At 67.8% G+C, this 13,698-nt stretch carries 10 protein-coding genes; 5 read left to right on the top strand and 5 right to left on the bottom strand.

Features of this window, described 5'->3' with window-relative positions:
* Window positions 1-152 precede the first annotated feature (152 nt).
* Together CW348_RS05790 and hisS are read right to left on the bottom strand one after the other, a co-directional pair.
* Complete coding sequence (locus CW348_RS05790; RefSeq protein WP_104612550.1) at window positions 153-2,636, bottom strand: LuxR C-terminal-related transcriptional regulator; 2,484 nt, start codon at window positions 2,634-2,636, stop codon at window positions 153-155.
* A gap of 177 nt (window positions 2,637-2,813) precedes the next feature.
* On the bottom strand, window positions 2,814-4,130 hold the full coding sequence (gene hisS / locus CW348_RS05785; RefSeq protein WP_011291206.1) for a histidine--tRNA ligase: 1,317 nt from the start codon (window positions 4,128-4,130) through the stop codon (window positions 2,814-2,816).
* 959 nt (window positions 4,131-5,089) lie between these two features.
* On the opposite strand from hisS, the gene CW348_RS05780 reads away from it, so the two are divergent.
* The 5 genes from CW348_RS05780 to CW348_RS05760 all read left to right on the top strand — a co-directional run bounded on the left by CW348_RS05780 (window position 5,090) and on the right by CW348_RS05760 (window position 10,219).
* Window positions 5,090-5,680: an ATP/GTP-binding protein gene (locus CW348_RS05780; protein ID WP_011291207.1), complete on the top strand. Its 591-nt coding sequence runs from the start codon at window positions 5,090-5,092 to the stop codon at window positions 5,678-5,680.
* 209 nt (window positions 5,681-5,889) lie between these two features.
* Window positions 5,890-8,190 (top strand): accessory Sec system translocase SecA2, encoded by a 2,301-nt coding sequence (gene secA2, locus CW348_RS05775; RefSeq protein WP_038043394.1) that lies wholly within the window; start codon window positions 5,890-5,892, stop codon window positions 8,188-8,190.
* Window positions 8,191-8,403: 213 nt separating this feature from the next.
* A complete protein-coding gene (locus CW348_RS05770) occupies window positions 8,404-8,667 on the top strand; it encodes a DUF6406 domain-containing protein (protein ID WP_011291209.1) in 264 nt (87 codons plus the stop codon).
* Between the two features lie 53 nt (window positions 8,668-8,720).
* Window positions 8,721-9,014, top strand: a complete 294-nt coding sequence (locus CW348_RS05765) for a Dabb family protein (protein WP_011291210.1) — start codon at window positions 8,721-8,723, stop codon at window positions 9,012-9,014.
* Between the two features lie 239 nt (window positions 9,015-9,253).
* Window positions 9,254-10,219 (top strand): FkbM family methyltransferase, encoded by a 966-nt coding sequence (locus CW348_RS05760; RefSeq protein ID WP_104612551.1) that lies wholly within the window; start codon window positions 9,254-9,256, stop codon window positions 10,217-10,219.
* A 371-nt stretch (window positions 10,220-10,590) separates the two neighbouring features.
* On the opposite strand, the gene CW348_RS05755 is transcribed toward CW348_RS05760, so the two are convergent.
* The 3 genes from CW348_RS05755 to CW348_RS05745 form a co-directional block, all read right to left on the bottom strand.
* Entirely contained in the window at window positions 10,591-11,496 is a 906-nt protein-coding gene (locus CW348_RS05755) for a cytochrome d ubiquinol oxidase subunit II (RefSeq protein WP_258076834.1), read from the bottom strand.
* Between the two features lie 47 nt (window positions 11,497-11,543).
* Complete coding sequence (locus CW348_RS05750) at window positions 11,544-12,779, bottom strand: cytochrome ubiquinol oxidase subunit I (RefSeq protein ID WP_104612553.1); 1,236 nt, start codon at window positions 12,777-12,779, stop codon at window positions 11,544-11,546.
* 231 nt (window positions 12,780-13,010) lie between these two features.
* Window positions 13,011-13,676, bottom strand: coding sequence for a response regulator transcription factor (locus CW348_RS05745; RefSeq protein WP_011291214.1), 666 nt, complete (start codon window positions 13,674-13,676; stop codon window positions 13,011-13,013).
* Window positions 13,677-13,698 lie beyond the last annotated feature (22 nt).

The raw sequence follows: 13,698 nt of genomic DNA, 5'->3' as shown, positions 1-13,698 counted from the left end.
TTATGCTCAGTCGAGGACGGGTGGGGGGAATGACAGACTGAAACGGAAGAAACGAACGTCACATTCTGTCTTAGTGGTTATTGACTCCCAGTGCAACCAAAACAGATATTTTCACTGTTCGGAATGGTTGTTTTGACAATACGGGTGGAAGATCACGACCGGCACGGGGAAGTGTCCGCCGATTGCGGGTGTCCGTCTGTCTGAGTTTTCCGGAGTGCGGCAAGCCGAGCGGGCAATTCAGCGCGTTTGGAGATGTTCAGTTTGGCGAAGATGTTGGCGATATGCCGCGCCACGGTTGCCTGGCTGATCACCAGCCGGGCTGCGATCTCCCGGTTGGACAGTCCCGAACCCGCGAGTCGGGCGATCTGACGCTCCCGCGGGGTGAGTGTGCGCACATCTCCGAAATGGGGGGCGGCGAGCGCGGCATCCAGCGCTTCTTCGAGGGGCAGGGTGCGGGCCCGGGTCCAGGCTGCGGCTGCGGACGCGTCCCCCCACTGTCGGGCAACGTGCTCGCGCAACCGCTGACTGCCTGGGGAAGGGGCGTGGGCCCACTGGCGCAGCATTTCCGCCTGCGCGCCGAGGAGCACAACCCGGTCGGTCATGTTCTTTGAGGCCGCGAACCAGGCCAGGTCCTCCATTGCGCGGGCCAGAGTCAGCCGCCGCCCCGACAGCCTGCTGCGGCGGACAGCCCCGCTCAAGTGCTCCCAGGCGGTCTGCGACTGCCCGCGCTGCGCGGCGAGACGGCCCAGCGCTGAGAGGCACCGCGCAGCACCCAGCGCCGATCCCAGCTCGGAGAACAGGGTGAGGGCACGGTGCAGGTGCTCTTCAGCCTGCTGAGAGGCGCCTTCCCGGAGCGCCTGGGCGCTCAGCGACTCGTGGCAGTAGGCCAGGGCCCAGCCGCAGCCGGTCTGCTCGCTCAACGCCAAGGTCCGCGACAGCCACTGCTGGGCGTCGTCGACATCGCCTGCCGCCTCAGCCAGGCGGCTCCGCACCCCCATGACGTGGACTTCGAGGAGCCGGTCGCCGAGGCGTCGCGCCAACTCCAGGGATTCCGTGGCGTGGGCGATGCCCGTCGAGAACTCTTCCTGGCGGAGCGCGAGGACCGCCAGGGCAGCCAGGGCGTGGGCGCGGGCAGTGTCGTCGCCGAACGACTCCGCCAAGCGGAGCCCGGTGGTGAGCCGTTCGTGGACGATCTGGTCGCCGTCGAGGTCCAAGGTCAGTTCGCCGTACAGGACCAGGGCGCGGGTCCGGAGCGGCGTGGGCAGCTGGTCGGGGGCCGCGGCCAGCAGGGCGGACAGGAAGGCGGCGCCTTCCGCGCACCGGTCGAATGCGAGCCAGTAGGACCGCAGGAGGACGCAGACCTGCAGTCCGGGCTCTACGAGGTCGCCAGTGGCGGCCCGGTGCAGGAAGGAGCGCATGTTGTCCAGGTTGCGCTCCACCCGGTTCAGGAGTTTCAGCCGCTCCTGCCAGGGCAGGTCTTCGCCCATCGCGGACGCGAACTCCCCGGCCCAGTGCACCCCCTGTTCGAGGGCGCGCCGCAGATAGTGCTCGGTTTCCCCCGCGGCCTGCAGTTTCTCGGCGGCGTAGACGCGGACGCTGTCGAGGATGCGGTAGTAGGCGATGCCCTCTACCTCGTCTTCCAGCACGATCAGCGACTTGTCCAGCAGCGAGGCGTGCAGTTGCAGCAGGTTGTCCCCGAAGTCGGCGGTAAAGAGGGCCTCCGCCATGTCGAGCGACCAGTTCGTGAAGATCGACAGGCGGCGGAGCAGGGCTTTCTCCGCGTCGGTGAGCAGGGCGTGGCTCCACTCCACCACGGCCCGCATGGTGCGCTGCCGTTCCGGGAGCTGCTGGTCCGTGCTGTTGAGCAGGGTGAAACGGTCGTCGAGGCGTTGCAGGATCTGTTCGACTGACAGCACCTGGACGCGGGCCGCGGCCAGTTCGATAGCGAGGGGCACCCCGTCGAGGATGCGGCAGATCTGCACGACTGTGTCGACGGTTTCGGGGGTGATGGTGAACCCCGGGCGTGCCTGGTGGGCACGCGCGGCGAACAAGCGGACCGCTGGGGAGCGCATCGCTTCGTGGACGCTCAACCGTCCCGGGGAAGGGGGGGACCAAGGGACGCTGACCGGTGCTTTTGGGGGAGCGGGGGGAAGGTCGAGCGGAGGAACCCGCCAGACGTTCTCCCCGGGGATGCGCAGCGGCTCCCGGCTGGTGGCGAGCAGCCGCAGCCGGGGGCAGGTGCGCAGGAGGCTGCGGCAGAGGTCAGCCAGCGGGGCCACGATGCGGTCGCAGGTGTCCAAGACCAGCAGCAGTTCACAGGAGCGGAGGGCCAGCAGCACGGCTTCGTGGAGTGACTGGCCGCGAGCGGTCTCGATGCCCAGAGCCTGGGCGATCGAGTACAGCACGTGGTCGCCGGCGGTGGCCGCACTCAGGTCGACGAAGAGCATTCCGTCGGCGAACCGGCTGCGCTCCTGTTCGGCGACGCGTAGCGCCAGGCGGGTCTTGCCGATACCGCCGGAGCCGGTGAGCGTCACCATGCGCACGGTGTGCAGCAGGCTGATCAGATCGGCGACGTCGCGTTCTCGGCCGATGAACGGGGTGCGGGGAGCGGGCAGGTGCTGTCGTGGCGCTGGCATGGTCTTGTCTCTGCAACCGTGGTGTCGCCCCCTTCCGTCTCCTTCCCCCGACGGATATGTGAGAGATCCGGCGATCCGGGAGAAAACGAGAGGTCGCGGCCTGAGACGCGGCCACCCGCACGGCGTGGGATTGCACCGAGGCCTGCCTTGGCCGGGGCAATCCCACGCCTCGGAGGCTCATCCGTTCCAGGAAGCGGGATCGGCTTCCACCTGCTCCCCAGTGGCCAGGTTCTTGACCTCATGGGGCCGACCGTCGTCGAAGGGCGGGAACCACACGAAGGGAATGTCCTTCTTCACGGCGTATTGGATCTGCTTACCGATTTTGGCTGCCTGGTGGTAGACCTCGGTGTTGAAGCCGCGTTCGCGCAGCTGCGCCGCGACGGCCAAGGCGGCGCTGCGCCGCTCGTCGCTGGGGAGGACGACGAGCACATCGGTGGGGCAGAAGCGGCCGCCGGTGATGCGGCCTTCGGACACGAGTTTGGCGAAGATCCGGGTCAGCCCAATGGAGATCCCCACGCCAGGCAGGGAGCGGCGGATGAACTGTCCGGCAAGGTTCTCGTAGCGGCCTCCCGCGCAGATGCTTCCGTAGCCGGGATCGTCGTTGAACGTCGCCTCGTAGACGGTTCCCGTGTAGTAGTCCAGGCCGCGCGCGATGGACAGGTCCGCGACGACGCTTCCGGAGGGCAGGTCCGACAGTTCGTCCAACACCTCGCCCAGTTCGTCCAGACCGGCGGTGAGCGTGGGGTGGGAGACACCCAGTTTGGCGACCGCGTCGACCACCGTGGTGTCGGAGCCGCGGATTTCCGCCAGCTCCAGGCAGGCCGCTGCCTGGTCGGAGCTGAGGCCGGCCTGGTCGATGAGGATCTCGCGGACCGCGTCAGCGCCGATCTTGTGCAGCTTGTCCACCGCGCGGATCACCGCGAGCGGGTCGGTGATGCCGAGGCCCTCGTAGAAGCCCTGGAGCACCTTGCGGTTGTTGATGTTGAGGGTCCACGCAGGGATGTCCAGGCCGGTGAGGACTTCGTGCACGATGCGCGGCAGTTCGGCGTCGAAGTGCAGCGGGATGCGGTCGACGTTGATGACGTCGATGTCGCACTGGGTGAACTCGCGGAACCGGCCTTCCTGGGGGCGCTCACCGCGCCAGACCCGCTGGATCTGGTAGCGCTTGAACGGGAAGACCAGGTCGTTGAAGTGCTGGGCCACATACCGGGCGAACGGCACGGTCAAGTCGAAGTGCAGGCCGAGCCGTGCGTCACTGCTGTCGTCGGCGTCCGCTTGGAGCCGCTGCAGCGTGTAGATCTCCTGGGAGGTCTCGCCCTTGGACAGCAGGACGTCGAGCACCTCCACCGACGGGGTCTCCACCGAGGAGAACCCGTACCGTTCGAAACCGCGGCGGATATGGTCCAGCCAGCGCAGCTCCACGGACCGGATGCGGGGCGTCCACTCGGGGAATCCGCTGATGGGCGTGGGTCGGATGATGCGCTGTTCGGACATGGGTGCGGTTGGCTCCTTAGCCAGGGACCGTTCGGGTACGGCCTAATCGTAGGCCCTGAAGCGGGGAAGGGCTCACACCTGGGCTCTCGCCGGCCCGGCCGGGCGGGCACGCTGCTGCTGTCCGGCCGGTTGCACGGGCAGCGGGGAGGTGGCCCGGTGCAGCGGTGGCCGCGGACCGGGAGCTGCCGGGTGCGAGCAGGAAAGAAGGAAGAAATACGGGGTGCGGACTGAATTCAGTGATGGATAAGGAGAATTCGGAAAAATCCCCCGCAGGATCGAGAGTTTTGGCATTTTCTTGACCTCGGGTGGTAGAAAGCCTAAGCTTGGTTTTGGAGATGACGAGAGGCGGTGACTGTCCCCCCTCGTGAGGTTTCTCTCCAAAACCCACGGTGTTACCGCCCTTGTCTTCCTGCCCCCGGAGCAGCCGTTCCGGGGGTTTCTTTGTGGCCAGTCCCCGACAGAAAAACGGCAGCGTTTTCTCTGGAGAAAACGCTTCGCATAAATTCTTGAGGAGGTGCCTGGAACGGTGGTGGCGGATCTTTTGCTGCCGATCCAGTCCGCCGTGGAGAAAGGACGAAAACCGCGACGGTTGCGCACTGCGCCGTGCCGAAACAAAGGACTTTCTTCCCTTGCAAACTGGACGGATGTGGGCTAGAAGCTGACCGGTGGCGGCCCGGCGCTGCCCCGGACGCGGAGAATACGCATCCGGGCCCTTCCAGGGAACAGCTCACTTGTCCGGCTGAGACCCCTATACCCCGCGATAGGCGGGCACCGCGGCACGCTACACGGAGCGCCCGCTCCGCCTTCGCCTGCAGAATCGGTGGAGAACGCCGCGGCTACCCCGAGACGGTGCTAGGTTCACCTGTGATGATCATGTCCGTCGGCCGCTCCCACCCCCAGCGGACCTTCCGGAGCGGGGCCGCGCACGCGCTCCCTCAGTGTCTCGAGGTAACGAACCCGTGAACGATTCCCCGAAACTCACCACGAAGATCATCGTCGCCGGGGGCTTCGGCGTCGGAAAGACCACGTTCATCGGCTCGATTTCCGAAATCCCTCCCGTGCGCACCGAGGCGGCGATCACGAATGCCAGTGCCGGGGTGGACGACCTGTCCATGACCCCGGAGAAGCGGAGCACCACGGTGGCCATGGACTTCGGCCGGATCTCCCTCCCCACCGACCTGGTGCTCTACCTGTTCGGCACCCCCGGCCAGCAGCGGTTCTGGTTCATGTGGGATGACCTGGTGCGAGGCGCCCTGGGTGCGGTCATCCTCGTGGACACCCGGCGGCTGGAGGACTGCTTTCCTGCCATCGAGTACTTCGAACAGCAGCACCCCATACCGTTCATCATCGCGGTGAACTCCTTTGAAACCGAGGAGGAGTACTACCACTACCCGGAGGACGAGCTGCGCGAGGCGCTCGCGCTCCCGCCCGACGTGCCGATCGTGACGACGGACGCCCGCAAGCGGGAAGCGGTGCGGGAGACACTGATCAGCCTGGTCAAGCACGCGATGGTGGTGGAGGAGCGGCGGAGCCGCCAGCTCGTCCACTAACCCCCATGGTCGGTACCGCAAGCAGCGGCGCAGCCCCGGCCTGCCGGAGGAACCGCGGTCCACAATCCGTGGTGGACGAGTAACAGCAGGTCAGAAGAGAGGTTCCGGTAGCAGGGTGCCGCGGAGCCGGTCCTACGGCGTGATCTCGCACTTTACGCAGGGAACTCGGACGGTGTGAACAGCGTTACTCTGCTGTGGTGTTCGCACGAATGGCAGAGGGCGTACGACGCCTCCTGGGGAAACCGGGATCGGTGTCACTCCAGCCCTACATCAAGCTGCTCAAGACGATTGAGGAACGCGAAGAGGCGCTGCGTAAGCTGAGCGACGCCGAGCTGACCGAGGTCGCGACCGAACTCGGGAACGCAGAACTGCCCTACGACCGCGACGACCTCGCCGAGCTGTGCGCGCTGGGCCGGGAAGCCGCCCGCCGTACGCTGGGGGAACGCCCCTTCGACACCCAGCTCATCGGCATGATGGCGCTGCTGGACGGGCACGTCGCGGAGATGGCTACAGGTGAGGGCAAGACCCTCACCGGTGCACTTGCCGCTGTCGGATTCGCCTTGCGCGGACAGCGGGTGCATGTGCTCAGCGTCAACGACTACCTGGCTCGACGCGACGCCGAGTGGATGCGGCCGCTGTACACGCTGCTCGGTGTCGAAGTCGGCTGGATCAGCCAGGAGTCCACGACGGAGGAACGGCGCGCCGCTTACGCCGCTGACATCACCTACGCTTCCGTGAGCGAGCTCGGTTTCGACGTGCTGCGGGACCGGCTCGCCACCGACGTGTCCGAACTGGTGGTTCCCGAACCGAACGTGGCGATCATCGACGAGGCCGACTCCGTGCTCGTCGATGAAGCCCGGGTCCCCCTCGTGCTGGCGGGAGCCGCCGAACCGGCCGAATCCGACGCGGCCATGGCCGAGCTGGTGCGCCGGCTGCGTCCCGGCATCGACTACAAGGTCGACGACGACGGGCGCAACGTCCACCTCACCGACACCGGGATCAACGTGGTGGAGAAGGCCCTGGGCGGGGTCGACCTGTTCTCCGCGGAGGACACGACGCTGCTCTCCCGGGTCAACCTGGCGCTCCACGCCCACGCCCTGCTCCACCGCGACGTGCACTACGTGGTGCGGGACGGCAAGGTGCGGCTCATCAACGAGTCGCGCGGCCGTATCGCGCTGCTCCAGCGCTGGCCCGACGGCCTGCAGGCCGCGGTGGAAGCCAAGGAGCACCTGACGCCCAGTGAGACCGGCGAGGTGCTGGACTCCATCACGGTACAGTCGCTGGTGCTGCGCTATCCGATCCGCTGCGGGATGACCGGTACCGCGATGGCCGTCGCCGAACAGCTCCGCGAGTTCTACGAACTCGAGGTCGCGGTCATCGCGCCCAACAAGCCCAACATCCGCATCGATGAGGAGGACCGGCTCTACGCCACGGCCGAGGAGAAGGAAGAGGCCGTGGTGGAGAAGGTCAAGGAAGTGCACGCCACGGGTCGGCCGATCCTCATCGGCACGCAGGACGTTGCGGAGTCCGAGCGGCTCGCGAAGCGCCTCCGGCGGGCCGGGCTCGAGTGCGTCGTCCTCAACGCGAAGAACGACGCCGAAGAGGCCGCGGTGATCGCGGAGGCCGGAACCTACGGCCGGATCACCGTGTCCACCCAGATGGCGGGCCGGGGCACCGACATCCGCCTGGGCGGCAGCGACATGCGGGACCGGGACCGGGTGGTGAAGACCGGCGGCCTCTATGTCATCGGCTACGGCCGCTACCCCAGCAGCCGGCTCGACGACCAGTTGCGCGGCCGTGCCGGACGCCAAGGGGACCCCGGCGGCTCGGTGTTCTACGTCAGCGTGGAAGACGACCTGATCACCACCAACCTTCCCGAGGCGAAGGGCTACCGGGTCTCCTCGGCTGACGGGGAGATCACCGACCCGGCCTGGAAGGAGATGGTCAACCACGCGCAGCGCATCGCGGAAGGGCAGCTGCTGGAACTCCACCGCAACACCTGGCGGTACAACCAGATCATCGACGTCCAGCGTTCGGTGGTGCTCGAGCAGCGCCGGGCGGTGCTCCACGAGGACCTGGGCAGCCGCCAGCTCGCCGTGGACTGCCCCGAAACCTACCAGCGGCTGGTGGAAGAGGTAGGCGAGGAGGAGGTCGCCCGGGCGGCGCGCCTCGTCACCCTCTACCACCTGGACCGGGGGTGGGCTGACCACAACGCCTTCCTCGCCGACCTGCGTGAGGGCATCCACCTGCGCTTCCTGGGCCGCCGCGACCCGTTGGACGAGTTCAACCGCGACGCGGTCCCCGCGTTCAAGGGCTTCCTGGACGAGGCCCGGGCCCGTGCCGCGGAGATGTTCGAGAAGTTGGAGGTGGTGGACGGTCGGCTCGACGTGGCCGCAGCCGGGGTCAAACGGCCTTCCACCACGTGGACCTACATGGTGCAAGACCAGCCGTTCAGCACGGATTTGGAGAACATTGTCGGCCGGGTGAAGAACCTCATGGGCCGAGACTGACCGACTGGAGCATTCCAGTATCCCCTCCGTGGGCCCGGTGATCTCCCTCACCGGGCCCACCTATTTTTCCGGAATGACGGTTAAAGGGCTTTACGCCTCATGTGGGAACTCTGAGAAGCGAGATAAGGTCACGGAGAATCCCCGCTCACAGCGTGAAAACCGTTGTCGCGTGTGCTATCCGAAAAAGTTTCGCATCAGAGAGGACGTACTACCGTGCCCCACGAAGTCGGCGCTCAAGAGAAGATCACCTACGGCCGCAACGACCGTTTCGCCGGAGGTCCTGTCGGGGGAGGCGCGTTCTGGATTGACGACGAGGGAAGACCCGTAGCCAAACTCGGCGGCCCAGCACAATGGGGAGGGCTCCTCGAAGTCCGGGTCGGAGAAACGTTCACCGTCGACGACCAGGTGTGGCGGGTCGACGAGATCGTCAACCCGGAAACCCCGGACGCCTACCTGCTCGCCACCCGTATCGGCTGACCCCTGCTTCCCCCGGGAGCAACGAGCCCGCACCGGGCACTAGGTTGCTCCGTATGGGAATTCGGCATATCGCACTGTTCCGCTGGAACGACACTGTCACCCCTGACCAGGTCGAGCAGGTCATAACGGCCCTGAGCAAGCTGCCCGCGGCGATCCCGGAGCTGAAAAACTACGCCTTCGGTGCAGACCTCGGGCTTGCAGCAGGGAACTACGACTTCGCAGTCGTCGCCGACCTCGACGGGGAAGACGGCTTCCGGGCCTACCAGGACCATCCTGACCACCGGGCGGCGCTGGCGATCATCGCTCCGATGCTGGCAGACCGCGTCGCGGTGCAGTTCGCCCTCTGACCCGGTTCAGCACGCGCGCTGCCTTACGGAAACGCGGCCCGCCCCGCGAAGCCCGCACGGGGCGGGCCTGCCGCGGCACAGCGATCCCACCCTCATGTGTCAAGAGTGATTCTCTGGTTACATAGGGTAGTGTTTCGTTGATCTGGCGAGACACATCGTCGGCGCAACCTCCCCGCACGGCAGGGCGGACGAGGGCCGGGTGCGCACGCCGAGCAGGGACCACCAGTCGGGACAGTGACATGGCGCGAACACACTCTTCGGTGACCGACTACCGCCGCAGCGCCGTCGGCCGACGACAACGCTGGTACGGGACGAAGAAGCACATCAAAAAAGTGCTGGGCTGGCGGCTGCCCCACGTGGCGATGCGTGCCGCCGTGCGGGTCCTCGCCCCGCAGATCCGCGCCACGGGACGGCTGCCCGCCCCCGCTGCCCTCCCCGAAGTCGTCGGCCGAGTAGACGGCGTCGAATACGTGATGCGGGACCCGGCCCGCTGCGTGATCGCCAAAGAACTGTACTGGGGTGGAGGCCGCCGCCCGCAGCCCGCAGACGACCTCGCGGTCCGCGTCTTCGCCGCCGCGGCCCGCCAGGCCACCACCCTGTTCGACATCGGGGCCTACACCGGCCTGTTCACCCTGGTCGGCACCGCGGTCAACCCGACGCTCCGGGCCCACGCCTTCGAAATCGTGCCCGACGTCTACCAGGCCCTCGTGGACAACTGCGTGCGCAACCGCGTCCTGCACCGCGTCACCCTCCACCACACCGGGGTCGGCGACCCGGCGGCCACCGTCATGATGCCCGCACGCACGGCAGACTCCGCCCTCCCCTGCTTCTACTCCAGCAGGCTCGGCTTCCCCGACGGGGTGCCGGTGGAGATCGTCGCCTTGGACACGTTCACCGACCAGATCCCGCCGAATAGCTCCGTGCTGCTCAAAGTCGACGTGGAAGGCACCGAAACCGCGGTCTTCGAACACGGCCAGAAATTCCTGGCCGCCCACCGCCCCGACATCCTGTGCGAAGTGCTGGCCGACGCCGACACAGAACGACTGGCGGACCTGCTCGACCCGCACGGCTACCGCTACCACCTGGTCGGGGAGCAGGCTCTTGCACCCGCGTCCCGGCTCGTCGCCCATCCGCGGTTCCGGGACTGGTTCTTCACCACCCGCAGCCCCGCGGAACTCGCCGCGCTCGGCATCCCCGTGGGCTAGCAGCGCCGGGACGGCCGTGCATGCCTCCGCGCAGCACAGACTGCGGGCCGCCCCGGTCCGGGACGGCCCGCAGTGGAGAGTGGCGACCACTCCGCGAGAGGAGAAGAACAGGTCAGCAGCTACCGCCGCACGAGCAAGGGCCCCCGTTTTGGCAGCCGCAGCCGCAATTGGGACCGCAACTGCAGCCTCCCCTGGCCTCGGTCCTGAGATCACCCATGGGATCCCTCCTCCGTTTGGCTCGGTGTCCCGGTATCGGGATGTCTTCCGGCAACCACTCTTCCCGGGAAGCCCTGCAGCTCAACCCGTGTGGCCAGTTTCGGCAAATCCCCGCCCAGCAGGTTTAAAAACCGGCAACCGGTGCCATTCCCCTGTTACGCGAAAAATCCCGAACCGACTATCGGGCGGCGCGAAATTCGGTACAGCCACACCTGGCCCGCAACCATGACCGGAACCAGCGGGCCCGCCGCCGCGACCAGCAGCAGCAAAGAGTTCCGCTCGACAGCGGGCGCGGGCAGTTCGGCTCCGACCGCGAGCACCACCGGCAGCACGGCCATGCCCAGCGCCGACAGCACGCGCGCCCACCCTCGACCCGCGTCCACCGCGGCTGCGGCAAGCACCACCTCGGCTCCGGCCACCACGACCGCCGGCGCCGCCCCCGCCGACACCCAGAGCACGCCGACCGCCACCGGAACCACCACCAGCCCGGCCCGCACGAGCACCCGGAAGGCCCGGGCCGCCCGCTCTCCCGGCTCAGCACCCCCGACACCTTCCGCGGCAGCGAGCCGCTCCGCCCCGAACGCGGCCCCCCGTACCGCAAACAAGAGCACGACCAGTGCCACGCACACGAGGGTGACCCCGGGCCGCAGCGTTCCCCCGCCCACCAGGGCAGCGACGACGAATCCCCACGCCACCGCGAGCAGCCAGCTGCCTGCCGCCACTGCTCCGTCCCACACGGCACGCCACCTCGCGGCGGGCAGCCGCCCGCGCAGCCACAGCCCCGCATCGCGTCCCAGCCACGCGGCGAGCAGGAGCACGAAGACCGGCCACTGCGCGGTCACCACCGCGGCCTCCCACACCGGGACCAGGCCCGCCACCACACCGATGGTGGCCACCAGCCACACTTCGCTCCCCAGAAAGTAGGGGGCGATCACGGCGATGAGACGGCGGCGCTCCGCCGGGGAACGCGCCGCATACGGCAGCAGCATGCCCAGCCCGATGTCGCTGCCCGCGAAGACGAAATAGCCTCCCAGCAGGACGAGCAGCAAGACGACAGCCACGGATTCCACAACGACTCCCTCACCTGGAAACGCCGACAGCTAGTAGGTTAGGTGTGGACGGGGACGGCGGGCGCGTCGTCCCCCGACGGGGCAGGGGCCAGCGGACCCCCGTGCGGGCCGCGGCGCGCATAGCGGACCAGCAGCCACCATGTGATCCCCGCCAGCACTGCGAACGCCCCGGTGAACACCACGAACGAGGCCACTGCGTGCGGTACTGACAGCGGAGTGATCGCCTCCGCGGTCGTCATGTGGTGCCGAACCGCCCACGGTTGGCGTCCCAGCTCCCGGTAGAGCCAGCCAGCGACCCCGGCGAGCAGCGCCAGCACCGGCATCACCGAGAGCAGCCAATGCAGCCAGCGCCAGCGGTCCAACCTGCGCACCAGCCAGGCCAGCAAGGCCACGGGGAGAACGAGGAAGAACACCGTCCAGCACAGGGTCATCACGCCGTTGCCTACCTCGGCAAGCACCATGGTGGACTCCGGCCGCGCCGCTTCGATCTCTGCGATCTCGGCTGAGCTGAGCGTCAGCCCGCTCGTCGGGGGCGCGCCCGCCAAGGAGTATTGGGCACCCCCGGCCGCCGGGGTCGGGAACAAGGCGAGCGACGCCACCACCACCCCGCGCCGCACCCCGCGGCGGAACATCCCGTCCGGATCGTTGCCGCGGCGCAGGTGGTAGGCGCTCACCCCGGCCATCACCAGGCCGCCCACCAGCAGCGCGCTCGTGGCCACGTGCGCGAAAGCCAGCAGCGCCGCCGGATTGGTGACCAGGGCCACAGGGTCGGTGAGCACGGCCACACCGTCGCGCAGCGCAAAACCCACCGGGTTCTTCAGGAAGCCGTTCGCGACCAGCACCCAGAACGCCGACAGGTAGGCGGTCAAAGTCACCACGCCGAAGCACGCCAAGTGCAGCCAGCGGTTCATGCGGTCCCAGCCGAAGATCCACAGCCCCAAGAACGTGGACTCGGTGAAGAACGCGGCGACCGTCTCCACCGCGAGCGGAGCGCTGAACACGTGGCCGAACACGTCGTTCAACCCGCTCCAGTTCAGCGCCAACTGCAGCTCCATCACCAGGCCGGACAGCACTCCCATGCCGTAGTTCACGACGTAGAGGCCGCCCCAGAACCGCACCGCGGCCAGCCGCGCCTCGTCCCGGCGCAGCAGCGCGCTGCCCTGGGCGACGAGGATGAGCGGCGCCATGCCCAAGGTGAAGGCCACGAACATGTAGTGGACACCTGAGGTCAGCGCGAACTGCAGCCGTGCCCACAGCAACGGATCAGTGAACATGGGAAGGCGAGCTCCTCGACCGGATCGTCCTCGGAACACTCTGATGCTCTCCGGTTGCCAGGGCACGCCACATCCCCCACAGGGAGGCAGTTGCGCTACGCCGTAGCGTGCGGATCAGCGCGGTCAGCCACCACCCCAGGACTACGGGGGTCGTCTGCGGGGAGTACAGGACAACCCTGAGCCGCCGTCGGGGGAAAACCCTTACCCGAAAAGCGGGGCCCTATCCGCCCGTCACTGCATCCACCCCGGAGCCACCAGGCCGGTCTCGTAGGCGACCACCACCAGTTGGGCCCGGTCACGGACCCGCAGTTTGGCCATGGCCCGGCTGACATGGGTTTTCACCGTGGCTGGGCTCAGCACCAGGCGGGCAGCGATCTCCTCGTTGGACAGCCCTTCCCCCACCAGGGCCACCACTTCGCGTTCCCGGTCGGTCAGGTCGCGCAGCCGCCGGTCCGGGGCGGGGCGGCGCGGCCGTCCCGCGTACTCGGCGATGACGCGGCGGGTGACGCTCGGAGACAGCAGCGCCTCGCCCCGGGCCACGACCCGCACCCCGTTGATCAAGTCCTCCGGCTCGGTGTCTTTGACAAGGAATCCGCTCGCCCCCAGGCGGAGCGCCTCAAAGATGTACTCGTCGAGGTCGAACGTGGTGAGGATGACCACCCGGGTCGACGACAGCCGGGGGTCGGCGAGGATGCGTTCCGCGGCAGCCAACCCGTCCAGCTCCGGCATGCGGATGTCCAGCAGGGCGATATCGGGGCGCTCCGCCACGGCCAACCGGACTGCTTCGGCCCCCGTCGCAGCCTCAGCTACCACGCTGATGTCCGGGGCACTGTCGAGCAGGGCCCGGAACCCTGCCCGCACGAGCGCCTGGTCGTCGGCGAGGAGTACGCGGATCACAGATCCTCCCAAGAAGTCGCAC

This window comes from Thermobifida sp., from assembly GCF_017577275.1.
GTDB lineage: Bacteria > Actinomycetota > Actinomycetes > Streptosporangiales > Streptosporangiaceae > Thermobifida > Thermobifida fusca.
This window is presented reverse-complemented; position numbering and strand designations above follow the sequence as displayed.

Bases quoted from the DNA above. Each gene is read 5' to 3' on its own strand.
- CW348_RS05790 (WP_104612550.1), bottom strand. From the start codon at position 2,636: ATGCCAGCGCCACGACAGCACCTGCCCGCTCCCCGCACCCCGTTCATC.
- hisS (WP_011291206.1), bottom strand. From the start codon at position 4,130: ATGTCCGAACAGCGCATCATCCGACCCACGCCCATCAGCGGATTCCCC.
- secA2 (WP_038043394.1), top strand. From the start codon at position 5,890: ATGGCAGAGGGCGTACGACGCCTCCTGGGGAAACCGGGATCGGTGTCA.
- CW348_RS05765 (WP_011291210.1), top strand. From the start codon at position 8,721: ATGGGAATTCGGCATATCGCACTGTTCCGCTGGAACGACACTGTCACC.
- CW348_RS05760 (WP_104612551.1), top strand. From the start codon at position 9,254: ATGGCGCGAACACACTCTTCGGTGACCGACTACCGCCGCAGCGCCGTC.
- CW348_RS05750 (WP_104612553.1), bottom strand. From the start codon at position 12,779: ATGTTCACTGATCCGTTGCTGTGGGCACGGCTGCAGTTCGCGCTGACC.